This is a genomic window from Acetobacter sp. ESL1128 (assembly GCF_058505085.1).
Genome location: NZ_CP196369.1, coordinates 883799 through 908792 on the forward strand (window position 1 = coordinate 883799; position 24994 = coordinate 908792).

Genomic DNA, 24994 nt, shown 5'->3' on the forward strand with positions numbered 1-24994 from the left:
TATGATCACCACAGCACACCGCACCCCGTGGCCGGAAATAGAACCCTACGCGCAGGGGTATCTGGATACCGGGGAGGGGCATCAGGTTTACTGGGAGCAGTGTGGTAACCCCGATGGTATTCCGGTTGTGTTCCTGCATGGTGGGCCCGGTGGTGGGTGTTCGGCAGCACAACGCCAGATGTTTGACCCTGCCCGCTACCGCATTGTGCTGTTTGACCAGCGCGGATGTGGGCGCTCGCGCCCGCATGCCTCGCTTGAGGCCAATACAACATGGCATCTGGTAGCCGATATTGAACGCCTGCGGACCCTGTTCGGGCTGGAAAAATGGGCTGTTTTTGGCGGATCATGGGGGTCCACGCTGGCTCTGGCCTACGCCCAGACCCACCCCGAGCGCGTGAGTGCTCTTATGCTGCGCGGCATTTTTACCCTGCGTAAGGCCGAACTGCTCTGGTATTATCAGGAAGGAGCATCCTGGCTGTTCCCCGATAAATGGGAGGATTTTGTAGCCCCCATCCCCCCCGAAGAGCGGGGAGACATGATGGGCGCTTACCGCAAACGCCTGATTTCGGACAATGTTGAGGAACGGCTGGCCGCCGCGCGGGCGTGGAGCCTGTGGGAAGGGCGAACCCTGACCCTGCTCCCCTGCCCGGAAATGGAACACCAGCATGATGAGGCCGATTATGCACTGGCTTTCTCACGCATAGAAAACCATTACTTTGTTCACGGTGGCTGGCTTGAGGAAGGCCAGCTTATCGCCAATGTGGCGCGTATCCGCCATATTCCCACCGTGATCGTGCAGGGGCGGTACGATATGGCAACCCCGGTGCGCACGGCATGGGACCTGCATAGGGCATGGCCCGAGGCGGATTTTCAGCTGGTCGATGCCGCAGGCCATGCCCTGTTTGAACCCGGTATTCTTACCGCCCTGCTCAACGCCACGGACCGTTTTGCACAGGAACTGGCATGACACATCGGCACGGCAGGCAGAAGAACCTGCGGGGGTGGCGGTACTGTGCCACCGTTGCGGCTGTTGTTGTGGGTATGGGGGCAGGGGCTCATGCCGCCAATGCCCAGTCCTGCCATAAGCTGATGGCGCGTGTGGCCTTGCGCAATGATCTGGGTTTTTTGAATAGTCCGGTCAGCCTGAACGGCCACGCCGCACGCATGATTGTGGATACAGGCTCGGAAGGGAGCCTGCTCTCGCCCGAGGCCGCCGCTTTGTTTGATACGCAACTGGACCGCTCCATGCACACCATGGTGCATGGCACGGGTGGGGCTGGGCGTATTGTGCCCAATGCGGTGGTGCGGTCCTTTAAAATGGGTGGGCTGGAGTTTGGCCCGGTTTCCATCCCCGTGGATGCACTGCCTGCCGTGCCGCGCACGGAACCCGCGGTGGAAGGGCTGGTGGGGGGGGACCTGCTCTCACGCTATGATGTGGAGTTTGATGTAGCACAGGGCACGCTCTCTTTCTGGTCCGCAAGCACGCCCGGCTGTTCCGGACCGGAGGGGTGGCGCTACATCTACCGTGCGGTTCCGTTGCAGAATGCGGGGGAGAGGGTTATTGCCCGCGTGGAACTGGATGGCCATGCCCTGCAGGCGCTGGTGGATAGTGGGGCGCGCTCGTGCATTGTCTCAACCCAGGCGGCGGAGCGTATGGGCGTAAGCCAGCACATGCTGGCTACCGACCCCGGCGGGCTGACAACCGGCGTGGACGGCCACCAGCAAACCTACCACTGGCATAAATTTGGTATGATGCAGATTGGACAGGAGCAGGAAAAATCTCCCGTGCTCACAGTTGCTCCGGTGCAGGACACGGTCGATATGCTGCTGGGGGCGGACTGGTTTGCTGCCCATAAGGTATGGATTTCATACCGCACGCATATGCTCTACGTCATGCCCGTAACAGGGCGTACCCGCTAGAGCGCCGGTCTGGCGCGTTGATCATCAGGGGCTTTGATCGGGCAGGCTGTTATAGGCCGCCGTCAGTGTTGGGGGATTCCTTCCCCAACACTGAACGAGGTTTGGAGGGCGTTATTCGCCCTTGAGGCGTTTGTTGCAGATGCTGTAATAACCGCCGCCTTTTTCAATCCACTTCAGCCCGCCATTGGCGTTGCTGGCCTTATTGGCGTTGTACTGGTCAAGGCAGGTCTGCATACGGGCCTTGCCAGCGCTGAGCTTGGCGTATTGCGGCGCAACTGCGCTAGGCAGGGTTGCGTTGGAGGGGGCGACTTCCGTGGCGGCTACGCTTTTGGCAGGTTTGGGTGCTTCAGCACTGGCAGGTGTTGCCGGTGTGGCGGCTTTGGGGGCGGCACTTGCCGGAGTGGTGGCAACATCGCACGAACTGGCCTTGAATTCCTTGAAGGACTGGCCCTTGAGCGTGTTGGCGGTTTTGGCCTCCTTGAACTTCTCGTGGCACTCCTTCACCGTCATGGCGTGGGCGCTGGGGAGGGAAAGGGCTGTGGCACAGCCAAGCAGCAAAGCGGCCAGTCCGGTGCGGGCTACAACAGTCATGAATAGACCTCATGCAAGGAGGATAATAGCGCGGCAGCCCCATGCTGCCAGCGTTCCATCAGTATCATGAAAAATCATGCGCAAGAAATGCAAGCCTTAAGGCTTTTTGTGCGTAGCAGAAAATTAATATCAAAATGTGCTGGTGCTGGTGCTGGTGCTGGTGCTGGTGCTGGTGCTGGTGCTGGTGCTGGGTAGCCCGTGTTTGGCGTAATTGCCCGGCCAGAGTGCGTGTTTAGTCCTCAAACCGGGCTGAGCGGGTGCGCTTTATGTTGGCGCGGTGGGCTTTGCCGTCCAGCCTGCGCTGGCGTGCGGCCCGGCCCGGGCGCGTGGCAACCCTGAAGGCAGGGCGGTGGGCGGCCTCGCGGATCAGGGCTACCAGCCGTTCTATGGCATCCTCACGGTTGCGTATCTGTGTTCTGAAGCGCCGGGCGGTTATGACAATAACCCCCTCCCGTGTCGCGCGGGTCCCAGCTAGTTCCAGCAGCCGCACACGGATCCGCTCGGGGAGGGAAGGGGAGCGTGCGGCATCAAAGCGTAATTGCGCAGCTGTTGCGACCTTGTTCACGTTCTGCCCGCCGGGGCCGGATGCCAGAATATAACTGACCTCCAGTTCGGATTCAGGCAGGGAAAGTGCGGGAAGGATCGGAATGGCCATAAGCGGGGCATAGCATGGTTTGCCTGCCGGTGTGTGCCCTGTACCCATAAAAAAAGCCCCCATGCCAGAGCATGGAGGCTTTTTGCCCAAAAGGCGGAGAGGTTAACGGATCAGTTGTTAATCCGCTCACCATGCAAGGACATATCCAGCCCTTCCAGTTCCTGATCCGCGGTGACGCGCAGACCCATGACCAGATCAATGGCCTTGAGGATGATGAAGGAGGCAAAAGCACACCAGACAATGGTCACCAGCACCGCTTCGCTCTGCACAACAAGCTGGTGCAGTGAGCCAACAATACCCGAGGGGTTGGCATCGGTTGCGGAAAGCGGGCCATAGGCCAGCACGCCGGTCAGCAGCGCACCAACAATGCCGCCCACACCATGCACGCCAAAGGCGTCCAGGCTGTCGTCATACCCCATCATGTGCTTGAGGGAGGTTGCACCCCAGTAGCAGACAACACCCGTGATCAGGCCGATAACCAGTGCGCTGCCCGGCAGCACAAAGCCAGCCGCGGGGGTAATGGCAACCAGACCGCCAACAGCGCCGGAGATTACGCCCAGAACAGTCGGTTTGCCCGAACGCAGCCACTCCGCCAGCATCCACGATACGCCAGCACCAGCGGCGGCAATCTGGGTTGCAGCCATGGCCATGCCTGCACGGCCGTTGGCACCAACAGCGGAACCTGCGTTAAAGCCAAACCAGCCTACCCACAGCAGGGCAGCACCAATGACAGCGTAGGTCAGGTTGAAGGGGGAAAGGTCGTCCTGCCCGTAACCCTTGCGGCGGCCAAGCACCAGAGCGCAGACCAGACCGGCAACACCGGCGTTGATATGGACAACCGTGCCACCTGCAAAGTCAGCCGTACCAAGGCCAGCCAGCCAGCCGATCGGGCTCCAGACCCAGTGCGCAATGGGGGCATACACCACCAGAGACCACAGGATGGAGAACACGCACATGGCGCTGAACTTCATGCGTTCTGCGTAAGCGCCGGAGATCAGCGCGGGGGTGATAATGGCAAAGGTCATCTGGAACATCATGAAGATGCTCTCAGGAATGGTCATGGTGGTGGCGTTGGGGCTATCCGCACCCAGTGTAAAGCCAACATCCGCACCATTATGGATATGCGCGCCAATACCGTTGAGCAGCACGCGGGAGAAGCCACCAATCCACGGAGACCCGGTTGTAAAGGCGAGGGAATACCCCGCGACCATCCATACGATGGACATGATGCAACACAGGGCAAAGGACTGCATGAGCGTTGCCAGCACGTTTTTCTTACGCACCATGCCGGCATAGAACAGGGCAAGACCGGGAATGGTCATCATAAGCACCAGTGCGGTGCTGGTGAGCATCCATGCCGTATCCCCCGTGTCTATGGGTGGGGGGGCGTCTGCGGCATAAGCCTGGGAGCAGCCAAGGGCTGCTACAAGACAGGCCGACAGAATAGCCGTGGTCTTGCGAATAACTGGACCTCTCGCCGGATTGACAGCTTGGAAGGGTCGCGCTGACATGATGATGCGTTCTCCTTAAAATACGCAGCCATTGACGCTCGCCAGATTCGTGTAAGGAGCGATGGGCCTAATCTTATTGTATCTATTCCGGAATGACCGGGGTGGCAATCCAGTTTGATACCGAATTGTTTCACAATCTGATTTATGGCTGAAAAAAGCCACAAAAAAAGAGGTCGCTGCTGCGGCCAGCTCAAATAAAAAAAGGCGTGCAAACCATAATGGTCTGCACGCCCTTATACCTGTTCTGGGGGATAATGGAGGCACTGGACGGGCCAGTACCTCCAAAACCCTTAAAAACCGGTTTGGGTAACTTAGAAGTCCATGCCACCCATGCCGCCCATGTCAGGACCGCCAGCAGGGGCTGCCTTCTTTTCAGGGCGTTCAGCAACCATGGCTTCCGTGGTGATCAGCAGGCCAGCAACGGAGGCTGCATCCTGCAGAGCGGTACGGACAACCTTGGCCGGGTCAATAATACCGGCTTCAACCAGGTTCTTGTATTCGCCAGCCTGTGCGTCGAACCCGAAGTTGTAGTCAGCGTTTTCGAGCACCTTGTTGGCGACAACCGCACCATCTTCACCCGCGTTGAGGGCGATCTGGCGCAGGGGAGCCTGCAGGGCGCTGAGGATGATGTTGCCACCAACGCGCTGGTCGTCGTTGTGGTAGTGCAGGTTGGCAAGAGCCTTGGTTGCGCGGGCCAGAGCCGTACCACCACCGGGAACAATGCCTTCTTCAACTGCTGCGCGGGTTGCGTGCAGGGCGTCGTCCACGCGGTCCTTGCGTTCCTTCACTTCGATTTCCGTGGAGCCACCAACGCGGATCACGGCAACACCGCCAGCCAGTTTGGCCAGACGTTCCTGCAGCTTTTCACGGTCGTAGTCAGAGGAGGTTTCCTCGATCTGCGCACGGATCTGCTTGACGCGGCCCTTGATGTCGTCGCCGTTGCCAGCACCGTCAACAATGGTCGTGTTTTCTTTGTCGATGTGAACCTTCTTGGCGGTGCCAAGCATGTTCAGCGTAACCGTTTCGAGCTTGATGCCGAGGTCTTCGCTGATAACCTGACCACCGGTCAGGATAGCGATGTCTTCCAGCATGGCCTTGCGGCGGTCACCGAAGCCAGGAGCCTTGACAGCAGCAATCTTGAGGCCACCGCGCAGCTTGTTGACAACCAGGGTTGCCAGCGCTTCGCCATCAACATCTTCGGCAATGATCAGCAGCGGACGGCCGGACTGAACAACGGATTCCAGCAGCGGCAGGATCGGCTGAAGAGAAGAGAGCTTCTTTTCATGGATCAGGATGTAGGGGTTTTCCAGATCGGCCGTCATCTTTTCCGGGTTCGTCACAAAGTACGGAGAGATGTAGCCACGGTCGAACTGCATGCCTTCAACCACGTCCAGTTCGGTCTGGAAGTGCTTGGCTTCTTCAACGGTGATAACGCCTTCGGAGCCAACTTTCTGCATGGCTTCGGAGATCATCTTGCCGATTTCGGATTCACCGTTGGCAGAGATGGTGCCGACCTGAGCGGTTTCCGCCGGGGTGGTAACCTTTTTGGCGTTCTTCTTCAGCTCTTCAACAACCACGGCAACGGCTTTGTCCACACCGCGCTTGAGGTCCATCGGGTTCATGCCAGCGGCAACGGCCTTCAGGCCTTCGCGCACAATGGCCTGAGCCAGAACGGTTGCAGTGGTCGTGCCGTCACCAGCAACGTCGTTGGTCTTGGATGCTACTTCACGCAGCATCTGTGCACCCATGTTTTCGAACTTGTCAGCCAGTTCGATTTCCTTGGCGACGGAAACGCCGTCCTTGGTGATGCGGGGTGCGCCGAAGCTCTTGTCCAGAACAACGTTACGGCCTTTGGGGCCCAGCGTTACCTTTACGGCATCAGCCAGAATGTCCACACCGCGCAGCATGCGCTGGCGTGCGTCTGCACCAAACTTTACGTCTTTGGCAGCCATTGAATTTCTCCTGTGAAGATCTTTTGTAAGTTTACGGTCGGATCAGTGCGGATCAGGCTGCAACAATGCCCAGAATGTCGCTTTCCTTCATGATCAGCAGCTCTTCGCCGTCGATCTTCACTTCCGTGCCGGACCACTTGCCGAACAGAACGCGGTCACCGGCCTTGACATCAAGCGCCACAATCTGACCCTGCTCGTTGCGCGCACCCGCGCCAACAGCAACCACTTCGCCTTCCATAGGCTTTTCTTTGGCCGTGTCGGGGATGATGATGCCACCGGCGGTCTTCTGTTCGCCTTCAAGGCGCCGTACAACTACCCGGTCGTGTAAGGGACGAAACTTCGTCATTATGGATCACTCCACATTCATTTGCTGTGATGACGCCCTTTGTCAGAAAGCAGCGCCACCCGTTTGAACCGCGCGTAACATAACGCCGCGTCGCGTTAGCACTCCACCATCAGGAGTGCCAAGGCAGAAAGTAGGTACGCCCCAGAGGGGAGTCAAGGAATGGGGTAAAGTTTCTTTTTGTTTTAACGTCATTCCAGACAAGGAGATTGAACATGGGACAGATACGCACATTGGAAGCCGCCGATGGCCACCAGTTTAGCGCGTGGGAGACCGAGCGCGGCACACACCCCTACGCTTTGGTGGTGTTGCAGGAAATTTTTGGCGTAAACCACCATATCCGCACGGTATGCGAGCGGTTTGCCCAGGCGGGTTTTCACGTTATTGCCCCTGCGTTGTTTGACCGCGCAGAACGTGGCGTGGAACTGGAATACACAACAGATGGCGTGCAGAAGGGCCTTGCCCTGCGTGCGCAGATACCCACCGCCAAAACCCTGCTGGACGTACAGGCCGCAGCCCGTGCGCTAAAGGCCCGCAAGGTCGGGGTGATCGGGTATTGCTGGGGTGGCACTCTGGCGTGGGATGCTGCAACGGGCACGGATGATTTTGCCGCGGCCGTAAGCTGGTACGGCGGGGGCATAGCCGCCCATAGGGAGGAGACTCCACGCTGCCCCGTGCAATTACATTTTGGTGAGCGGGATACGAGTATTCCCCATGCCGACATAGCCGCCATCCGGGCTGCTCAGCCCAACGTTGAACTTTATGTTTATGACGATGCAGAACACGGTTTTGGCTGTGAGGAGCGCGCATCTTACAATGCGCAGGCCTTTGTACAGGCACAGGAACGCAGCCTTGCCTTCCTCAAAAGTACGCTCAATCCGTAAGGTGTCCGGGCAAAAGGAATTGGGGTGCGGGTTGAATTGTGATTGACAAGCGCCCCCGGTCGTGGGGGAGAATGTCATCTCTCCTCGCGGCACGTCGTGTGCAGGAGGAGTAACTGGCCGAAATAAGGATGACTTCGCTCATGTCGACAGGTACCGTTAAATGGTTCAACGCCACCAAAGGGTTTGGTTTTATTGCCCCCGATGATGGAGGGAAAGACGTGTTTGTGCATATTACCGCTGTACAGGCAGCCGGTCTGCGCGCGTTGAATGATGGACAGAAACTGTCCTACGACATGGTGGAGGAACGCGGCAAGCAGGCGGCCACCAACCTTAAGCCGCTCTAATCAGGCGGTCTGGGGCGGGCTGGTCAGTTTTGTCCGGCCTGCTCCGCCAGAAAAGCGGTGATCTGGCGTGCCGTTTGCGCAAGGCCACACCGCTCGACGGCAACCCCGTTGGGGAAGGCGCTTAAAAGTCTTGTGGGTGTGCGCCGGTCCAGCAGGACAAACACCCCACGGTCTGACTGCCGGCGAATCAGCCGCCCAAAGGCCTGCCGTAGCCTAAGCCGGGCTATGCGGTCATCAAACCCTTTTGGGTCTCCACCAGACAGATGAATCCGCCGCTCACGGTGCAGAATATCTGGCCGGGGCCAAGGCACGCGCTCAAACACAACCAGACGCAGGGCATTGCCCGGAACGTCCACCCCATCCCGCATGGCATCCGTGCCGAGCAGGCAGGCATGTTCCTCGGTCCGGAAAATATCAACCAGCGTGTTGTTGTCCATGGCATCCACATGCTGGGCGTAAATGGGCAGGCCTTCTTCCTCCAGCGTAGGGGCTATGCGGTCATACACACCGCGCAGGCGGGAGATAGCGGTAAACAGGCCAAGCCCGCCACCGCCAGAGGACTGGAAAAGGGTACGGAATGCCGCAGACAGGTCCACAAGGCTGCTATTGTCCACGTCCGTTACAATAAAGGCGCGGGTCTGGCGGGCATAATCAAACGGACTGGCCAGACTGGCCCGCAGGGCAGGGGAGGGAAAATGATTGGCCCCGGTGCGGGCTTCGGCAGCCTCCCACGCGGTTTCGGCCTCGTCACTCTCTGTTCCACCGCCTTGCTGGTCACGCAGGGTGGCGGAGGTCATGAGCATGCCTTGCGCGGGCATGGCCATAATGCCCGCAAAGGGAATGGTCGGGTCCAGCCAGTGGCGGTAAAGCCCTACGTCTTGTTCGTTCATGCGCTGCTTGTCGCGCCGTTCAAGGCGAATGAAGTGGATATGCGCAGGTGTGCTGCCCGGCTCTGGTGGCTGGTCCAGTGCGGCAAGCATGGTAATCCATGCATCCAGCCGGGATATGGCGCGGCGGCGCAGGGCGCGGGTCATGGCCTCTATGCGGCCACGGGTTGTGGTGTCCAGCGTGTCTGCATCTTCTTCCAGCCGAGCTTGCAGGCGTTCGCTTAGTGTGCGCAGGGGCTCCACAATCCGGCTGAGCGCGCGGGCCAGTTGCTGGCCTGCCTCGGCCATGTCGGGCACAAGCGGGTGCAGGTCGCATTCCATGGCTGTGTGGATGGACTGTTTGCCCCCCTCGGCCGCACGGGCCATGGCCTGCTGGCGCAACAGGCGTAAAAAAGCTTCTGTCGGGTTTTCCATAATCGGCTGGTCAGCCGGAGGTTCGGGCGGGAACAGGGTATTCAGTTCCATGGGCTCCGGGGGCGGAGGTGTGTTTGCCGCCTCTGGCGCCAGACGTGTGGACCAGCCCGGTGCCGGCAGGGCCGTGGCCGCCAGCAAGGCGGCATCCAGCGGGTTTTCAAGCTTGGGGTGGCCGACAACCAGATCATCCAGCCTGCGCTTGAGCCCCCTTGCGCGTGAGCGTCGGCCTTCCGCCCCCAGCAGCCAGCGCCGCAGTTCGGCCGTTTCCAGCCCCGAAAGCTCGGCGGAAAAAGCACTGTCTGCCGCATCGGCCAGATGGTGGCCTTCATCAAACACATAGCGTGTGGGAATGTTACCCTGTTCGCCTGCCTCGTTATCATCACTCATGCCCGCCTGAGCGTAGGCGGCCTGTGTCATGACCAGCGCATGGTTGGCAATGACCAGTGCGGCATCGTGCGCACGGCGTATGGAGTGTTCAACAAAGCAGCGCTGATAATGCGCGCAGGCTCCGTGGATGCACTCCCCCCTGCGGTCAGCGACACCGGCAAGGTTGCCGTGGCCGAACAGGTCCCCAAACCAGCCGGGTAGGTCCCCGCCAAACAGGTCTCCGTCTGCTGTGGCCATGGCCCAGCGTGCGAGCATACACAGGGCAATGGTAATGCCTGCGGGGCGGGAGGCAGCGGAGTTGACTGCTTCCTCCATGTTCAGCAGGCACAGGTAGTTTTCACGCCCTTTGCGCAGCACTACCTTCTGGCGGTGTGTTGTGGGGTCGGGGTAGAGGCGTTTTGTTTCCTGCTCGATCTGGCGTTGCAGGTGGCGCGTATAGGTGCTGAGCCACACCGCACCGTCGTTCCGCTCTGCCCACAGGCTGGCCGGGGCTATGTAGCCCAGTGTTTTGCCGGTGCCTGTTCCGGCTTCGGCCAGCACAATGGCGGGGTCGCCGCGCATGGTGCGGGGGGCAAATGCCTCGGTTGAGACACTGGCAAAATCTGCCTGCCCGGACCGGACCTCAGCATCGCTCCCCAGAATGTTGACCAGCCGCTCCCGTGCTTCCGCCGGGCTGATGGGGTGGGAGGCAGGGGGAGGGCGTTGCGCGCTTTCCTCCCATTTGGGTAGGTGCCGCCATACACGCAGGGCATCTGCGGGCTGGGTGGCTTCTTCCGCCAGCCTACCATTGTTGGTGAGCCGGCTGTGCAGGTCTATGGTTTCCGCCACAGTGCCGGTCCATATCCAGCCAGCCTGCCCCAGCCGGACCGTAAAGGCCGCCAGAAGTTCAATCTGCCCGCTTCTGGCCTGCCGTGCCAGCTCACCCAGCAAGATGGACAAAAGGTTGGGCAGCAGGTCTGCCTCTGCCCGGTCAATATTTTGCTCGTCCAGTCCGAGGGCCAGAGCAAGGCCGCGGGGAGTGGGGGCCACAGGGCGGGCGGGATACACAAATGTAAAAAGTTCCAGCAGGTCCAGCCAGGGGGAGGGCTGGCCTGTGGGGGGGAGGTCCAGCTTGCGGGCCAGTGCCGGGGCATGCACTACCAGTGGGCACGGCATGGCGTGCAGTCGCTCGCGTACCTCGGCGGCACTCAGGCTGAGCAGTTCGCCATCTTCTGTCAGGAGCGAAAACCGCCCCTGATGGGGAACAAGGGCTGGGGCTTCGTGGGCAGAGGGGAAGGATGGCTGCATGGTTTACTTTACATGAGCTATTCTTGCGGCAAATGCCAGAGCCGAGCCGTAATGGTGTGGGTCAGGAACTCTTGCGCCGGAAAATGACCGAGTGGGCTGGCGTGCGGCTTTTCATGGTTTTGTGCAGGGTAAAGCCGTAGCGTTCAAAAATCAGGCAGAGATTACGGTGGTTGAAAAACTGCAAATGTTCGGGGGGGCAAATATCCGTCCAGGAAGGAAGGTCCTGTGGCACGGCAGGGTGCCCTATATCTGGGGCCGAAATATAGACAAAGCCATTGGGGCGGGTAATTGCGGCCAGTGTCTGCATAAACTCGTTTGGCCCGGCCACATGCTCCAGCACTTCGGAGCTGAATACAAAGTCAAACGTCAGGCCACGCTGGCGGAAGATGGTTGAATCTTCGCAGTAGAATGTGGCCTGCGGGAAGTGGCGCTTGGCGTAGGCAATGCTGTTCTGGCTGATGTCCAGCCCCGCAGCGCGCGCACCCAGCCGGCTGAATGCCTCGGCCATAAAGCCGCCGCCACACCCAAAATCCAGAACATCCTTACGCCAGACATAAGGCAGGAACTGGAGGCTCCGCCACAACGCACGCCAGCGGCGGCTGGAAGCCTTGGGATAAAAATCGGCCGATGCACCGCGATACGTCGTTTCGTAAAACGCACGGAGTGTGGCGGCATCCGGGTAGGGATGCACGAACAGAAAATCACAGTCGGGGCAGCGGAACAGGTCGTAGCCATTTTTGCTGAATGCAAAAGCGGCCCCCTGTGCGCGGCAGAGTGGGCATTCTGTTGGGGTATGGGGGGATGCCAAATCGGCCTCTGGACCCGCCGAGATTGTGTGGGGAGGTAAATGCGTAGTCATGCAGTGTTACTCTCCCCAGCTCAGGCGTAGTCCGGAGGCTGGTCGGCGGGGTGTTATTCCGGGTTTTTCAGGCTGTCGGCAACAATGTCGAGCAGCTTGCCGTGCATGTTGCCATTGCCAGCAACAATCATCACATCGTCGGGCAGGTCATCCAGTTCCGTGCCGTCGGGGGCTGTAACCTGACCGCCCGCTTCACGCACGATCAGAATACCTGCAGCACAATCCCACGGCTTGATGCCGAATTCCCAATACCCTTCGTAACGGCCTGCCGCGACCCATGCGAGGTCCAGCGAAGCCGCGCCAAAACGGCGCACGCCAGCCACGCGGGGCATAAGGTTGCCCAGCACGCGTGCAAAAGGCAGGCGCTGGCGGGCAGGCACCTTGGCAAAGGGAATGCCTGTGGCAAACAGGGATTCGGGCATTTCCCGCCGGGCGGACACACGAATGCGCCGCTCGTTCAGGAATGCGCCACTCCCCTTTTCGGCCCAGAACATTTCACCCGCTGCGGGGTTGTAGATCAGGGCCGCGGCCAGCTCCACCTTGCCATCGGGCAGGCGGCGCTGGAGACCAATGGAAATGGCCCAGTGCGGAATGCCGTGCAGGAAGTTGGAGGTGCCGTCGAGCGGGTCAACAATCCAGCGCCATGTCCAGTTATCGCTACCCGATTCCCCGGATTCTTCCATAAGGAAGGCATAGCCCGGACGGGCCCGTTCCAGTTCTTCGCGCAGGGTCTGTTCTGCACGGAGGTCCGCCTGGGAAACAAAGTCACCCGGCCCCTTGATGCTTACCTGAAGCTGCTCGACTTCGTTAAAATCGCGCAGGAGACGCTTGGCCGCCTTCTGGGCTGCGGTTTGCATCACCATCATGACGGGGGAGAGACGCATGGCCACTGTAATTAAGTCCTGCTCTGGAGAGAAAAAAACTGAAAAAATCAGTCCTTGGCGCGTTCGACGTAAGACCCGTCTTCCGTGCGGACCACAATGCGTTCACCCGCTTCGATAAACGGCGGGACCATGGTTTTGACACCATTGGACAGCATGGCGGGCTTGTAGGAGGAGCTGGCAGTCTGGCCTTTGACAACCGGATCAGCTTCAACCACTTCCAGCGTAACATGCGGGGGCAGGTCAATGCCAACCGGGTCCCCTTCAACCAGATGCAGGTTGATGGTCATGTTGTCCTGAATGAAGGGAGCCTGGTCGCCCAGCAGATCGGTGGGGACAGAAAGCTGTTCAAAGGTTTCGGGGTCCATCAGAACCAGCAGTTCGCCATCTGTATAGGAATACAGATATTCGCGGTCTTCGGTCATCAGCCGTTCGACCGTATCAGCCGTGCGCCAGCGTTCGTTGGTTTTGTTGCCAGTCTTGAGGTCGCGCATTTCAACCTGAATGAACGCACCACCCTTACCCGGGGTAATAATCTGCTGTTTTAAGACCGTCCAGCGACGGCCATCATGCTCAATCACCTGACCGGCGCGGATCAGGTTTGCCTGCTGTTTCATACTTGGTTCCTGAGAGGAATGGCTATTCTGTTTGGGGCTTGTACAGTTCCAAGGCAGGAAGGGCAAGCGCTACGCGGTGAACTCCCCCGCTTTGTCCCGCTGGACAGAACCGTTGCATCCTGTTTATAAGGCTGCACCTGAACAGGTTAAGGAAGGGTGGCCGAGCGGTTTAAGGCACCGGTCTTGAAAACCGGCGTGCGTGAGAGCGTACCGTGGGTTCGAATCCCACCCCTTCCGCCATGACAGCAAATGCCCGGTAGCTGTTTTATTCTATCTGTGGTTTTTTCTTGTGGCGAATGCTAAAATTACTTCCAAAGATGGCTCCCGGGAGGGCGTTCGTTATGGGAGTGGTAAAGCGCGATGAAAATCAAACAATCCTTGACTATTGTTTTTTTCAACGGGTTATACGATTTTCTCTAAGCGGAAAAATGAGGTTTAGAGTTCTGTAATTTATGCTGTTAAACCTATTGAAAATTCAACATATACCAATTTAGTCTGAGCTTGTTCCTATAAAAACCAAAGAAAAATTATTTCTTACAAATAAAAAAGAAAAATCCCAAAAAACAGGATAATATGGATGGCCATCCTTGATGAAAAAAGAGTAAGTTCCTGTAGATAAAGAAATTATTTTGGTTAGTGAGATTGTTAGATCCCTAAGCAATGATTTGAATTTATGTGAGTTTATATTCCCTTTTGAGGGGCCTGATCCTTCGTCTCCAGCATACATTAAAGATGACATGACCGTATGTAAAATTTCCTGTTTTTCTACGGAATGCATTTCATAAAAAGAAACATTGCTGTTTAGAGCCTTACATATAATCTCTTCATGAGTGAGTGATTTTTTATGCTGTGACGTAAAAATTCCGAGAGATACAGAGTAATTGAGAGAATTTTCGTGTAATGTTTCTGCAATTTCATTAAGTAATTCTTGTTTCATTTTTAATTATCCAATTACATGAAGTGGTATTTTATAAAAACGGCCACTTCAGGCTGGAGTGCGTTCTGTTACAAACCGCACGCCAAGCCCCATGAAGGTTATTCCGGCACAGCGGTCAATCCAGCGCCGATTCTTCAGAAAAATTGCTGAAACGCGATCAAGGCTCAAAAGCATTGCAACGCATGCGAACCAGGCAATCGCGATCATGAACATGGAGGCAACACAGGCCAGCCCCAGATAGATGGGGGCATGTTGTGGCATTGAGGCGGCAAACAGGCTGGATGTAAAAATGGGTGCCTTTGGGTTGGCCAGATTGGTGAGCAGGCCAGCAAAAAAGCTGTTGGAGCGTTGTTCCGCATGCGGTGTGGTTGCGTCTGCAGTTGCTTCCTTTTTCCAGCTGTTGATCAACAGCTTTGCACCAATGGTTATCAGGTAAAGCCCGCCACCGATTTTAAGCGTGAGATACAGCCATGGGGCGGCAATAAAGAGTGTGCGAATACCAAAAAAACCCGCAATGCCCCAAGCGGCTACGCCTGTTGCAATCCCAAGGGTTGCCTGTAGGGCAACGGCTCGCCCCTTCATGACCGCCAAACGTGTGACGAGCATAAAGTCCAGCCCCGGTACCATCATGGCGATTAACCAGAAGGCGGAGATTGCGGTAATGACGGATAAATCCTGTGTCAGATTCATAAGAATATATTTTCTCAAAAATTAAAAGACGTAACTATACTTTCCAGTATTGTCCCTATTTTTATGCCACATCTTGCGCAACAAAAAACAGGTGATCTGCCGGTTTTTCTGTCATGCTGTCTCTGAAGCATCTGCCTTGGTAAGGCGGCGGGTTACGCGATGCATGTGCAATACCCGTAGTGACCCCAAACCAAATATCTTTTGGACGAGCAGGTTACTAACCGCCCAAAAGAGCGCTTAGTCTGTTCGTTGTTGCTCTGTAGCCAGACAGCCACGCCGCATGCATTTGCGGTGCTGGAACTCTCCGCTACCATCCCATGACCGCTGGCGCTGCCATGGTCCCCATTTATGCCCGAGGATGCGGCAGATCATGCTTGTTGCAAACCATCTCATGGGTTTTTCTTAACCGCTTTTTTCGTAAAAAGTCCAGAGAGTCAGCTTTTCCATTCCCCGCCTGTTTGCGTGCGCAGTTTGCGCTGTGGTTATTGTCCGCTCAGGGACGGGCTCATCTGATCTACGGCTTCAAGCGCATTCCGTATGCTCTGGAGGTCGGTATCGGCTGGGGCGTCTGTTTTCTTCTGGTGGTGCCTGTTTGCGGGTAGCAGTGCTTTAATCTGTGCGGCTAACCCCCGTACCGATTGTGCAAAATCCTGATCTTCGCTGTTTTTTGTGTTTGTCGCGTTAGTGGGGGAGGTCTCGGCCGGTGCGCTATCCAGCGTGGTGCTGTTTTGGGCTGTAGCGGCATCGGTCTGTTGTGTTTGCGTGGTCGCGTTGTTTTGCTCAGGGGCATCCTGTGTGTTGGACGGTTCTTGCGCTGTGCCTTGTGGGGTTGCCAGCAAGGCATTGCCCATGGCGGCATTGCTGCCGCCACTTTGCGTATATTGGGCAACGGCAGCAGCCAGTTGCCGTGCAAGCTGTGCCAGAGCCTGCGCCAGTGCTTTGGGCGACATGAATGCTTTAAACTGCATCAGCAGGCGTATCTGCGCCTTGAGAATATTAACCTGATCTTCTGCCTGTTTTTTGGCGGAAGCGTGGCTTGATTTGGCAAGCTGATCCAGCCTGCTCAGTGCCTCCTGTGCGGAGGCGAGATACGCGCTGGTGGCAGAGGATGAGTTTGCTAAAAAATCAATGCCAGCCTGAGATAATGTTATTTGCACAGGGTCTTCTGCGCCCGACTGCCCTGCCGTGCTGGTGGGGGTAGCGTCTGCGGCGGTGGTGGAGGCTGCACTGCTCGTGTTGAGTGCCGTATTGTAGGACCCAGCCGTGTGGGAGAAGCCCCTATGAGCAGTCTGGGCTGTGTTGAGAGTTGTCATGGAAAGGTCCTGCCATACGTCAATGTCGTACAGCATGGGCAGAAGGGATTATTAAAAAGTTAAAAGCGTTGGGTGAAGTTGGCAGGGGAGTTCGGGCAACGGTCACGTTGTTCTGGCTGGGGGCGTGATTGCAGGAATATGGTGTTGGCTATCGCACTGGTTTTTCTGGCCAGCATATTCACGGGTTTTGCCTGTTGAGGGACAGAATAATGTTGAGCGCTATGGCGCTCAGGCAGCCCGTAACAACGGGAGATTGCAGGATGGGCTGAGCCCACTGGGGCATGAAAATAAAAAAATCCGGCTTGAGCACAATAGTCATGGCCAGAACAATACTGACCGAAGCAACAATAAAGGGTCTGTTCCCCGGCTGTAGTTTTTGCGTGCCCAGTATCTGTATGCCAACCATCATCAACGTGCCAAAAATCATCAGCCCCGCACCTCCGGCAACGGCAGGGGGAATGGCCGCAACTGCTGTTGCCAGAAAGGGGGAAAGCCCCAGACCAAACAGCAAAGCTCCGGCCAGAGCCACAATCCAACGGCTACGCACCCCTGTAATGCCCAGCAGGGCTACGTTTTCGGAAAAAGCGGTATAGGGGAAAGACCCCATAATCCCGCCCAGAAGCGTTGCCACCCCATCGGCCCGCAACAGCCTGCTGACCAACCCCGGCGTAGCAGGGCGTCCGGTCATGGTGCCGACAACAACTGCATCGCCAATGGATTCAACCCATGTAATGGCAACAATAACGATCATGCTCAGTGAGGGCATGATATGAAAAATCGGCCACCCTAGCGGGAAGGGCGGCACAGGTGCCAGCAGTGGGGGCATGTTGCTCAGATGCGGTGTTATCTGGCCCATGGCAAAGGCCACAGCCAGCCCCACACCCACGCCAATAATAACCGCAAGGTTTTTAAATACCCCATGCCCCGCAATGGATAAACCAATTGCGCAGGCAAAGACGCTCATGGCGACAAGCATGTTTTTTCCCGCCTGTAAGCCTGTGCCCGCGGCTATTTCGTTCACCGCCACAGGCAGGAGGCTAAGCCCCATAATGGTCAGGGCGGTGCCAACCACAAGGGGAGGGAAAAGGCGCATGACATACCGCCCCAGAGGGGCTGCGAGGATAGCGGTCAAACCTGCAATAATTACCGCGCCATAAACCGTGCGCAGGCCTTCGTTCTGCTGGCTGTGAGCAAAAGCGGGGGAGGAGGCAATGCCCACCACGCAGGACACCGTTGCAAACGAGACGCCCTGCATAAGGGGGAGGCGTGCGCCCAGCCAGCGTGTGCCAATTGTTTGCAGTAGAGTTGCAATACCGCTGGTGAGCAGGTCCGCTTGAATCAGAATTGCCGTTTGTGCCGCAGGTAATGCCAGCACACGCCCGATAACAAGGGGGACCGTAATAGCCCCCATATACATGACCATAACGTGCTGCACGGCCAAAGGCAGCATACGTGTGATGGGCAGAACCTCATCCACGCCGGTTGGGGCATGGTGTTGGGGCTTCTGGGGCGTGGTGGCATGGGGCATGTTTTTACCAGAACCCTTCATGCACATGGGCAATTCTGGCTTCCATGTCCTGCACCGGGCCAACAACAACAACCTTGCGTTGTCCTGCGTCCAATACCTGTGTGCAGGGCATGTTCATGGTCAGGTTTTCGGGGTTGTTCCCTGTCAGGCTGGCCAGGCGTTTTTCGGTCATGCCGTAAACAAGCCGCCCGATCCCGGCCCAGTACAGGCCGCCTGCGCACATGCAGCATGGCTCCACGGATGTGACCAGCGTGCAGGTGGACAGGGCTTCTGCCGTAAACAGGCTTGCTGCCTTGCGGGCCACGTTCAGTTCCGCATGGCCGGTGCCACGGTCCGTGGCGGCGGTGTTCCCTGATTCCAGCAGGATTTTTCCATCAGCCGTGGCCAGCAGAGCACCAAACGGATGGTTGCCGGTTTTACGGCTTTCTTCTGAAATCTGTATGGTTCTTTCAAGCAATGCCCGGTCTGTGGCGGTCAGGTCGGGTGGCAGTAAGGTATTTTTTGGCAAGAGCGCGCTCCCTTAAAAAACGTGGCAAGGAAGCCTGAACATTAGACATTGTCTTTTTGTTATTGTAGCGCAATGAGTTGTTAACGGTGTTCTGATTTTTTATACACAAGGGGGAAACAGGAAGAATGTCCGCCTTCTCGCGCGAGTTGCTCTCTTTTGTGGAAATCAGCCGCCACAACTCGGTTCGTCGGGCCGCAGAAGTGCTGAATGTTGCGCCTTCCGCACTCATCCGGCAGATGCAAATGCTCGAACGCGCCTTTGGGGCCCCGTTAATGGCCCGCACGCCCCAAGGCTCCAGCTTGACCGATGCCGGTAAAAAACTGCTCGAACAGGCAACACGCTGGATTGATGCGGAGCGCGAACTGCGTGCCGTTATCTCGCGCCCCAATGCCACAGGCATGCGCGTGGGTATTATGGAATGCCTGCTACCATTTGTTATGGCCCAACCGGAACTGCGTACCGGCACACTGATCCTGAAAATTATTGTGTCGGATACCAGCACCCTTTTGCAACAGCTCCGCTCGGGGGAGCTGGATGTGGTTATTGCTTTTAACGTGCTGGATGATCAGGACATCCATATTCATAAAAAGCGTGAATATGACATTGGTTTGATCACGGCTCCGAGGTTTGCTCCTGCAGGGGGCACGGAGGCCGATCTATTATCCGCTTGTGCAGATTTGCCTTTGTGCCTGCCAGATGGCTCGCTTTCCATCTGGCCAAGGCTGGAGGGCGCGTTTACGCGCATGCGTGTGCAACCCAGAGTAATGATGGATACAAATTCGGTCCGGCTTATCCGTGATTACATAAAGCAAGGTGAGTGCATGGGTTTTCTGACATGGCTGGATGTTGTGCAGGATGTGTCATCGGGGGATTTATCGTTCCATGCTCTGGATAACCTGCGGTTGAACGAAACATTGTGCCTGTGCACGCGGCATGTGGCGGGGGAGGTTATGCCTGTCATGGCAACCCTTGCACGCATGTTTGATGCACTGCCGCAAACGGGCACGCTCATGCCCGGCTGAGCGGGAGGCCCCTTATGGTATGCATTATGCGGGCTTGTGCCGGTTTTGTGGGGTGCATACATGCTTTGTGCGCCAGTGGGCCCCTGCGGTTAGGTAGGTCATGGCCGGGTATGGTAGTATCAGCAGCCATGTGCCCATGGGGCAGGAATATGGAAGGCACGGACCATGCGTAAACAGCTTATAAGTCTTGTTCTGGGCGGTGTGCTTGCCGTGTGCTCGGTTCCTGCCATGGCGCAGGATAATGAGGAGGACGGGGACTATAAGGCGTTGATGCAGAAGACGACCAATAACGCCAACGGGATTTGTATAGATTACCTCAACTCCGAGCATGAGGATTATTCAGGCGATAAAATGAGTGAGTCCCGCCCGCCGGATGAGGTTACAAAAGGCCTGTCCAAAGCCATAAGGGACGAATGCCAGAAACACCCCAAGGAGCGGGTGGGCAAGGCCGTTACCAATGTTAAAACAGCCTATGCGCACGAACTTGCGCAAATTATTAAAAAAATGAAAATCAATGATGACCCGATCAACACCAATGGCGGGTCATAACTCCTCCCATTTGTGGGGGAATACCCCCTCTGACCAGAATGGCGCAGGAGGGGAGGGGGCGTCAGATGTGCGAGAAGATGGCTTTCTCGGGCAGGCGGGATTTGGGGAGCTTGGCATTGAAGTCAGCATCCGAATGGTAGCCAAGGGCCACAATAACGGCTGGTGACAGGTCTTTTTCCGCCAGTTCCAGTTCTTCGCTCAGAATGGCAGCATCAAAGCCTTCCATCGGGGTGGCGTCCACGCCAAGGAGTGCGGCAGACAAAAGCAGAAAACCCTGAGCAATATAGGTCTGTTTTTGTGTCCATGTGGCAACATCCCCGGCCTGTTCATGCAGCCCTACAAACCCGGAGCGCCCTTTGTGTGCCAGCGCGCGGGCATCTGCATCGGCGTAGCGGCCATCGGCCTGTTCCTGGTCTGCAAGGGTTTGCAGGTATTCTGGTGGCAGCGTGTTGCGCGCACTCAGCACAATAACGTGCGAGGCATTCAGAACCCGGGGGGCATTAAAGGCAAAGGTGCCGCTGGTGGATTTGGCAACACGGGCTTTGCCCTCGGCCGTATCGGCCACAAAAAAGTGCCATGGCTGGGAGTTAACGGAGGAGGGGCTGTAACGCAGGGCTTCCAGCAGTTGCGCGACGACTGGGGCCGGTATCTTGCGCTCGCTGTCATATGCCTTGGTTGTATGGCGGTGTTTGAGAGTGTGCAGAAGGTCCATGATTCTGTCCTACGTTCCCCGGTATTATCCTGTGCATGCATGGCCCGCGGCGTGGCAACGGGTGCTGCCCTGCGCAGGGCGCTCTGGCGCGTCAGGCGGTATGTTGCTCCCACCTAGAGTGGGTCGGATCGCGCGGGAGATCAAGAGGGAGGGGGAGGTGCGTTCTGGCGTTGCTACGTTTGTGCGCGCTTTCAGCCGACAACAATACGGTCCCGCCCGTCCTTTTTGGCCTGATACAGCGCGGCATCCGCCTTGCGGATAATGGCGGTTGTTTCCGTCGGTAAGGATTTGTCCCACATGGCCACACCGAACGACATGGTGGTTTTGCCCAGAACGCGGCCATTGTAATGCAATTCCAGCCGGGACAGGCTCGCCCGCAGGTTTTCCACCCGCTGGATAAGCGTGTTCAGCGGGTGAGAGGTTGTGATGATCAGGAACTCCTCCCCACCAAAGCGGCAAACAATGTCATTACTTCTGAAGGAGTTCTGGATTTCATTGGCAATGGTGCGCAGGACCATGTCCCCCGCATCATGCCCGAATTCATCGTTAATGTGCTTGAAATGGTCAATATCGGCCATAATCAGGCCCAGTGCAGTGTTGTTTCGGCTGGCGGTGGCAATTTCGGCGTTCAGGGTTTCTTCCATGTAACGGCGGTTGTACAGGCCGGTCAGCGGGTCATGGATTGTTTGTTCCAGCAGGTCTTTCTGCAGGTTCTGGTTGACCAGAGCAGAGGCAATGTTTTCCACCAGTGCAACAAGGCGGAAGCGGTTTTCCTCCGCGACATGGCTTTGCAGGTACAAAAGCCCCACAACCTCGCCACTCGCAAACAGGGGTTCGCAATGATAAATGCTGACATTGCTATCCACATGCTGGCAGCTTACATCCCCGCCGGGGGTGTTGACGGAGTGGCTCTGCCCCAGCCGCAGCGCCCAGCAGGAGGAAGGATGTAACCCCTCGCAGCCAACGGGTGTGCTGCTGCCCCAGTGTGCAATACGCTCAAGCTGGTTTGTGGTGTGGTTATGTGTGTATAGCGCGCCGGGTATGCCGGGCAGCACGCGGGGCACAAAAGCGCAGATAATGGCCGAAAGTTCATCGCTGGTGCGGGCCGCTTGCAGGCGGTGTGCCATTTCCCCCAGCAGTTCCATGGCCTCGTTGTTGCGTTTGAGTTCGGTATTGGCCTTGAGCAGTTTATAGTCGCTGGCTTCCTGCGCCTGCATGGCGGCATCCAGCCGTTCGGCCATGGTGTTGTAGCCTTGGGCCAGCATATCAAATTCGGTACAGCCCATCTGGTCATCTACACGCACGGTGCGGTTGCCGTTCCCGAAGTCGGACATGGCCCGCACAATCTGGCTGACGGAACGGCGCATGCCGTTGAGCACAAAATACAGAAGCCCATTGACCAGCAGAACAATAATCAGGCACCCGCCGATAACCAGATTTCTGTTCCATGTGACATGCGCCCTTGCAGTGGCTTCCCGCGCAATGAGCAGTTCCTGCTCTGTCTGGCGGATTTCATCAGCTTTTTGGGCAATAATGGCCATGTTCACCCGGCCCTGACCAATAATAACCCGCGAGCGGGCCTCATCAAACCGGCCCTGACGGGCCAGTGCGATCTGCTTGGTCAGGGTGTCCAGCCGTTCGTTGGTAGCAATTTGCAGGCTTTGTGCCCGTTCGTGCTGGATGGGGTTATCCTGCACCAGTTGTTCAAGCATGTTGACCTTGGCGAGGGCAGACGCAACGCGGTCGTCAAAATCCTTGGCAAAGGAGGGGTCCGTGGTCAGCAGGTAGCCGCGTTCCTCGGCCTGGGCCTCGCGCAGGTCGGACAGGGTTTCAGAGACAATTTCGGTAATTTTCTGCCTGTGAGCGTTCCATTCAAAGCTGGAGATCATGCTGTTGGAAGCGGAAAGCAGCAACCCGGAAAGACAGACCAGATTAACACTGACGATGGAGCCGACAAAGACGATCCGGGATGTAAGGGAATGGAGCAAAATAATCTCTTTTAATTCTAAGATTTTGCGCAAAATATAGAAGATATTTTGGTTTTTCAATTACGTTTTGGCAATTTTGCAAGAATGTCATGCAGTTATACGTCATGATTTCATTCATTATTGCAGATCAGATAAAGCAGATGCGTATAGATGCCTGCCACACCGCCACCTATGTGCGAAGGAGAGGGGGTAAAAGAGGGCTAATTGATATTGAGTTGCATATGCGGTATTGGGGCTGCATCGTCAGTCTCCCAGAGTTCCTAGGCTTATGCGGTCCAACGCGTTTACCCTGTCTCAACTCCTGATTTCCCAGCGTTCCGTGTTTGTCCGCATGGTCAAACAGATTGTGGGAAGCCGCCCGGAGGCCGAGGATGTGGTGCAGGGGTTGTGGATCAAGCTGCAGGGCGTGGAGGACGACCGCTCCATAGAAAACCCGCAACCCTACCTTGTTCGGCTTGCGCTTAATTCTGCCAAAACGCACAAGATGCGGCTGAAACGCCACGATCAGGCCAAGCAGGACGCGCAGGACCTGCTGCATGGCAGCCGGGAGAGTTTTTCCCCCGAACGGGTAACAATGGGGCGCGAAGATATTGAGCATATGGATAACGTGATAAGGGCTTTGCCCGAACGCACACGCTATATTCTTTACCTGAACAGAATTCAGGGCGTGCCCCAGCAGCGTATTGCGGTGGAGCTGGGTATTTCCACCACATCGGTAGAGCGGCATATGCGCCGTGCGCTGGATATTATTGCCCTGAGCCGGGACGCCGGACCTTCCTGAGCGCTATTGTTCAGGAAAATGCAGCATTTTTATAAAACCATGCTGTCAATATATATTGGTATTAAGAAATAGGTCTGTTGCGTGTCCGCTCAAAGTTCTCAGTCTCCAGCACGAATCAAGGCCCGCGAATGGGTGGTTGTGCTGGCGTCTGGCCATACGTCCCCCCAGAGCGTTGCTGCCGTAAAGGCATGGCTGGCCGAAGCGGAGGAGCACAGGCAGGCGTTTGATGCAGAGCGACAGCTCTGGCAGGAACTGCATCTGTTTGAACAGGTTCTGGCTCAGGCGGAACCCCAGCCCCAGTGCAGGCTCGTTCAACCCCGAAGGGCATGGAAGCCCGCAAAACGCTGGGCGTTTGCGTTGCCTGTCATGGCCGCATTGGGAGTGGCACTGTTTTTTGCCCCCGATATTATGCTGCATCTGCGCGCGGATTACCTGACCCATGCGGGGGAGGTAGCAACCTATACCCTGCTCGATGGCACCAGTCTGGCGCTGGATGCGCAATCTGCTGTTGCCCTGCATTTTTCTCCCACGGAACGCAGGGTGGAACTGCTGGCAGGCCGGTTGTGGGTGGATGTGCAACATCAGGATACAAGGCCCTTCCGGGTTGTGGCGGCCGATGGTGTTACGCAGGATGTGGGCACGGCTTTTTTTGTCGGGCAGGATAAAAACCGGGTGGATATTGCGGTTACTCAGGGTCGCGTGCTGGTGGGCAAGCAGGATGCAGCCATGCAAACGGACCTGCAGGTAGGGCAGGCAGCGCATTACCTGCGTGGCGGCGCCGTCATGCGTGACCCCGCCGTGGACCCCGAAGATATAGCCGCTTGGCGGTATGGTGAACTGGTTATACGGAACCAGAGCGTGGCGGATGCCTTGCGGCTTATTGCGCGTTACCGCCGCGGGCCAACATGGGTCTGGGCCAATACTGCCGGAATGGACCGGGTGGATGCCGTGCTACGGAATGACCACCCGGATGATGCCATTTTATCCCTTATTAACGGGCGGGGGTTAAAGCTGACCCACCTGCCGGGCAACGGGTTGCTTATTACATCTGGCTCTCGCTGATTTTTTTTGCGTTCAGGGGGTGGGTAAATACCCCCGACGTGAGTCTTACATCTGTATGCAGGGAGTTGCGAATGCATCTCACTGTCGGTTCTGGCTGTTCCTGCCATAGCCCGATGGTTGTTTGTCAGGTGAAAGATGCATCACATTTTGTTTGGTCGCCGCTTAAAAAACGTGTCTGTTGGCTGGTACACTCTGGGTGGGTTGCTGTGCAGTGCTACGGCAAGTCTGCCCGCCATGGCGCAGACAGCACCCCTGCCCGGAGTGGGAGTGCATACGTTCCATATTGCATCCCAGCCTCTGGCTGCGGCCATCCGCCAGTTTTCACGCCAGTCGGGTGTGCAGGTTTCTGTGCCCACATCCCTTGTGCGCAAT

General features: G+C 57.0%; 23 protein-coding genes, 1 tRNA gene and 1 pseudogene. 9 read left to right on the top strand and 16 right to left on the bottom strand.

The window, feature by feature from the left end; translation table 11 throughout:
* The first annotated feature begins 1 nt into the window (after position 1).
* Positions 2–967 (top strand): prolyl aminopeptidase, encoded by a 966-nt coding sequence (gene pip / locus ACSYTG_RS04100; RefSeq protein WP_086645531.1) that lies wholly within the window; start codon positions 2–4, stop codon positions 965–967.
* Positions 964–1920, top strand: a complete 957-nt coding sequence (locus ACSYTG_RS04105) for a retroviral-like aspartic protease family protein (RefSeq protein ID WP_489783035.1) — start codon at positions 964–966, stop codon at positions 1918–1920. The genes pip and ACSYTG_RS04105 overlap by 4 nt, the downstream gene beginning before the upstream one ends.
* A gap of 111 nt (positions 1921–2031) precedes the next feature.
* Here ACSYTG_RS04105 and ACSYTG_RS04110 read toward each other — a convergent pair whose 3' ends face one another.
* From ACSYTG_RS04110 to groES, 5 genes are all read right to left on the bottom strand, one after another.
* The gene (locus tag ACSYTG_RS04110; RefSeq protein WP_489783034.1) at positions 2032–2511 is read right to left on the bottom strand and encodes a hypothetical protein; all 480 of its coding nucleotides are present in this window, start codon (positions 2509–2511) and stop codon (positions 2032–2034) included.
* 232 nt (positions 2512–2743) lie between these two features.
* On the bottom strand, positions 2744–3166 hold the full coding sequence (gene arfB, locus ACSYTG_RS04115) for an alternative ribosome rescue aminoacyl-tRNA hydrolase ArfB (RefSeq protein WP_489783114.1): 423 nt from the start codon (positions 3164–3166) through the stop codon (positions 2744–2746).
* A 110-nt stretch (positions 3167–3276) separates the two neighbouring features.
* A complete protein-coding gene (locus tag ACSYTG_RS04120; RefSeq protein ID WP_489783033.1) occupies positions 3277–4677 on the bottom strand; it encodes an ammonium transporter in 1401 nt (466 codons plus the stop codon).
* A gap of 311 nt (positions 4678–4988) precedes the next feature.
* A complete protein-coding gene (groL, locus tag ACSYTG_RS04125; RefSeq protein ID WP_086645529.1) occupies positions 4989–6629 on the bottom strand; it encodes a chaperonin GroEL in 1641 nt (546 codons plus the stop codon).
* Between the two features lie 52 nt (positions 6630–6681).
* Positions 6682–6975 (bottom strand): co-chaperone GroES, encoded by a 294-nt coding sequence (groES, locus tag ACSYTG_RS04130; RefSeq protein WP_086645528.1) that lies wholly within the window; start codon positions 6973–6975, stop codon positions 6682–6684.
* 212 nt (positions 6976–7187) lie between these two features.
* Between groES and ACSYTG_RS04135 the strand changes: the two genes are divergently transcribed.
* On the top strand, positions 7188–7856 hold the full coding sequence (locus tag ACSYTG_RS04135; RefSeq protein WP_253527995.1) for a dienelactone hydrolase family protein: 669 nt from the start codon (positions 7188–7190) through the stop codon (positions 7854–7856).
* A 140-nt stretch (positions 7857–7996) separates the two neighbouring features.
* A complete protein-coding gene (locus tag ACSYTG_RS04140; protein WP_025827469.1) occupies positions 7997–8200 on the top strand; it encodes a cold-shock protein in 204 nt (67 codons plus the stop codon).
* A gap of 23 nt (positions 8201–8223) precedes the next feature.
* Here the strand turns inward: ACSYTG_RS04140 and ACSYTG_RS04145 are convergent, their stop codons facing one another.
* From ACSYTG_RS04145 to efp, 4 genes are all read right to left on the bottom strand, one after another.
* Positions 8224–11175, bottom strand: coding sequence for an ATP-dependent DNA helicase (locus ACSYTG_RS04145; RefSeq protein ID WP_489783032.1), 2952 nt, complete (start codon positions 11173–11175; stop codon positions 8224–8226).
* A 61-nt stretch (positions 11176–11236) separates the two neighbouring features.
* A complete protein-coding gene (locus ACSYTG_RS04150) occupies positions 11237–12034 on the bottom strand; it encodes a class I SAM-dependent methyltransferase (protein WP_489783031.1) in 798 nt (265 codons plus the stop codon).
* 53 nt (positions 12035–12087) lie between these two features.
* Positions 12088–12918 carry an inositol monophosphatase family protein gene (locus ACSYTG_RS04155; protein WP_086645524.1) on the bottom strand — a complete coding sequence of 277 codons (831 nt, stop codon included), beginning with the start codon at positions 12916–12918 and terminating at the stop codon, positions 12088–12090.
* A gap of 47 nt (positions 12919–12965) precedes the next feature.
* Positions 12966–13532 (bottom strand): elongation factor P, encoded by a 567-nt coding sequence (gene efp / locus ACSYTG_RS04160; protein ID WP_048853086.1) that lies wholly within the window; start codon positions 13530–13532, stop codon positions 12966–12968.
* Between the two features lie 150 nt (positions 13533–13682).
* On the opposite strand from efp, the gene ACSYTG_RS04165 reads away from it, so the two are divergent.
* A tRNA-Ser gene (locus tag ACSYTG_RS04165) sits at positions 13683–13772 on the top strand.
* Positions 13773–14022: 250 nt separating this feature from the next.
* Here ACSYTG_RS04165 and ACSYTG_RS04170 read toward each other — a convergent pair.
* From ACSYTG_RS04170 to ACSYTG_RS04190, 5 genes are all read right to left on the bottom strand, one after another.
* Positions 14023–14469, bottom strand: coding sequence for a hypothetical protein (locus ACSYTG_RS04170; protein WP_489783030.1), 447 nt, complete (start codon positions 14467–14469; stop codon positions 14023–14025).
* A 48-nt stretch (positions 14470–14517) separates the two neighbouring features.
* A complete protein-coding gene (locus ACSYTG_RS04175) occupies positions 14518–15159 on the bottom strand; it encodes a LysE family translocator (protein ID WP_179290114.1) in 642 nt (213 codons plus the stop codon).
* A gap of 482 nt (positions 15160–15641) precedes the next feature.
* On the bottom strand, positions 15642–16472 hold the full coding sequence (locus ACSYTG_RS04180; RefSeq protein ID WP_489783029.1) for a hypothetical protein: 831 nt from the start codon (positions 16470–16472) through the stop codon (positions 15642–15644).
* A gap of 178 nt (positions 16473–16650) precedes the next feature.
* Positions 16651–18021: a solute carrier family 23 protein gene (locus tag ACSYTG_RS04185; RefSeq protein WP_489783028.1), complete on the bottom strand. Its 1371-nt coding sequence runs from the start codon at positions 18019–18021 to the stop codon at positions 16651–16653.
* Positions 18005–18508, bottom strand: coding sequence for a nucleoside deaminase (locus ACSYTG_RS04190; protein WP_244896382.1), 504 nt, complete (start codon positions 18506–18508; stop codon positions 18005–18007). The genes ACSYTG_RS04185 and ACSYTG_RS04190 overlap by 17 nt, the downstream gene beginning before the upstream one ends.
* A 125-nt stretch (positions 18509–18633) precedes the next feature.
* On the opposite strand from ACSYTG_RS04190, the gene ACSYTG_RS04195 reads away from it, so the two are divergent.
* Both ACSYTG_RS04195 and ACSYTG_RS04200 read left to right on the top strand, forming a co-directional pair.
* Complete coding sequence (locus ACSYTG_RS04195) at positions 18634–19530, top strand: LysR family transcriptional regulator (protein ID WP_489783027.1); 897 nt, start codon at positions 18634–18636, stop codon at positions 19528–19530.
* A gap of 165 nt (positions 19531–19695) precedes the next feature.
* A complete protein-coding gene (locus ACSYTG_RS04200; RefSeq protein ID WP_233129042.1) occupies positions 19696–20079 on the top strand; it encodes a hypothetical protein in 384 nt (127 codons plus the stop codon).
* Between the two features lie 61 nt (positions 20080–20140).
* Here ACSYTG_RS04200 and nfsB read toward each other — a convergent pair whose 3' ends face one another.
* Positions 20141–20791, bottom strand: a complete 651-nt coding sequence (gene nfsB / locus ACSYTG_RS04205; RefSeq protein WP_415420545.1) for an oxygen-insensitive NAD(P)H nitroreductase — start codon at positions 20789–20791, stop codon at positions 20141–20143.
* 191 nt (positions 20792–20982) lie between these two features.
* Positions 20983–22779, bottom strand: coding sequence for a diguanylate cyclase (locus ACSYTG_RS04210; protein ID WP_253528683.1), 1797 nt, complete (start codon positions 22777–22779; stop codon positions 20983–20985).
* 268 nt (positions 22780–23047) lie between these two features.
* On the opposite strand from ACSYTG_RS04210, the gene ACSYTG_RS04215 reads away from it, so the two are divergent.
* Together ACSYTG_RS04215 and ACSYTG_RS04220 are read left to right on the top strand one after the other, a co-directional pair.
* Positions 23048–23560 carry a sigma-70 family RNA polymerase sigma factor gene (locus ACSYTG_RS04215; RefSeq protein WP_086645518.1) on the top strand — a complete coding sequence of 171 codons (513 nt, stop codon included), beginning with the start codon at positions 23048–23050 and terminating at the stop codon, positions 23558–23560.
* Positions 23561–24046: 486 nt separating this feature from the next.
* A pseudogene (locus tag ACSYTG_RS04220) lies at positions 24047–24622 on the top strand (FecR family protein); the annotation flags it as partial.
* Positions 24623–24994: the final 372 nt, after the last annotated feature.

Excerpts from the sequence above, each read along its gene's own strand:
- pip (WP_086645531.1), top strand. The coding sequence starts at position 2 with ATGATCACCACAGCACACCGCACCCCGTGGCCGGAAATAGAACCCTAC.
- ACSYTG_RS04105 (WP_489783035.1), top strand. The coding sequence starts at position 964 with ATGACACATCGGCACGGCAGGCAGAAGAACCTGCGGGGGTGGCGGTAC.
- ACSYTG_RS04110 (WP_489783034.1), bottom strand. The coding sequence starts at position 2,511 with ATGACTGTTGTAGCCCGCACCGGACTGGCCGCTTTGCTGCTTGGCTGT.
- arfB (WP_489783114.1), bottom strand. The coding sequence starts at position 3,166 with ATGGCCATTCCGATCCTTCCCGCACTTTCCCTGCCTGAATCCGAACTG.
- ACSYTG_RS04120 (WP_489783033.1), bottom strand. The coding sequence starts at position 4,677 with ATGTCAGCGCGACCCTTCCAAGCTGTCAATCCGGCGAGAGGTCCAGTT.
- groL (WP_086645529.1), bottom strand. The coding sequence starts at position 6,629 with ATGGCTGCCAAAGACGTAAAGTTTGGTGCAGACGCACGCCAGCGCATG.
- groES (WP_086645528.1), bottom strand. The coding sequence starts at position 6,975 with ATGACGAAGTTTCGTCCCTTACACGACCGGGTAGTTGTACGGCGCCTT.
- ACSYTG_RS04135 (WP_253527995.1), top strand. The coding sequence starts at position 7,188 with ATGGGACAGATACGCACATTGGAAGCCGCCGATGGCCACCAGTTTAGC.
- ACSYTG_RS04140 (WP_025827469.1), top strand. The coding sequence starts at position 7,997 with ATGTCGACAGGTACCGTTAAATGGTTCAACGCCACCAAAGGGTTTGGT.
- ACSYTG_RS04145 (WP_489783032.1), bottom strand. The coding sequence starts at position 11,175 with ATGCAGCCATCCTTCCCCTCTGCCCACGAAGCCCCAGCCCTTGTTCCC.
- ACSYTG_RS04150 (WP_489783031.1), bottom strand. The coding sequence starts at position 12,034 with ATGACTACGCATTTACCTCCCCACACAATCTCGGCGGGTCCAGAGGCC.
- ACSYTG_RS04155 (WP_086645524.1), bottom strand. The coding sequence starts at position 12,918 with ATGCGTCTCTCCCCCGTCATGATGGTGATGCAAACCGCAGCCCAGAAG.
- efp (WP_048853086.1), bottom strand. The coding sequence starts at position 13,532 with ATGAAACAGCAGGCAAACCTGATCCGCGCCGGTCAGGTGATTGAGCAT.
- ACSYTG_RS04170 (WP_489783030.1), bottom strand. The coding sequence starts at position 14,469 with ATGAAACAAGAATTACTTAATGAAATTGCAGAAACATTACACGAAAAT.
- ACSYTG_RS04175 (WP_179290114.1), bottom strand. The coding sequence starts at position 15,159 with ATGAATCTGACACAGGATTTATCCGTCATTACCGCAATCTCCGCCTTC.
- ACSYTG_RS04180 (WP_489783029.1), bottom strand. The coding sequence starts at position 16,472 with ATGACAACTCTCAACACAGCCCAGACTGCTCATAGGGGCTTCTCCCAC.
- ACSYTG_RS04185 (WP_489783028.1), bottom strand. The coding sequence starts at position 18,021 with ATGAAGGGTTCTGGTAAAAACATGCCCCATGCCACCACGCCCCAGAAG.
- ACSYTG_RS04195 (WP_489783027.1), top strand. The coding sequence starts at position 18,634 with ATGTCCGCCTTCTCGCGCGAGTTGCTCTCTTTTGTGGAAATCAGCCGC.
- ACSYTG_RS04200 (WP_233129042.1), top strand. The coding sequence starts at position 19,696 with ATGCGTAAACAGCTTATAAGTCTTGTTCTGGGCGGTGTGCTTGCCGTG.
- nfsB (WP_415420545.1), bottom strand. The coding sequence starts at position 20,791 with ATGGACCTTCTGCACACTCTCAAACACCGCCATACAACCAAGGCATAT.
- ACSYTG_RS04215 (WP_086645518.1), top strand. The coding sequence starts at position 23,048 with ATGCGGTCCAACGCGTTTACCCTGTCTCAACTCCTGATTTCCCAGCGT.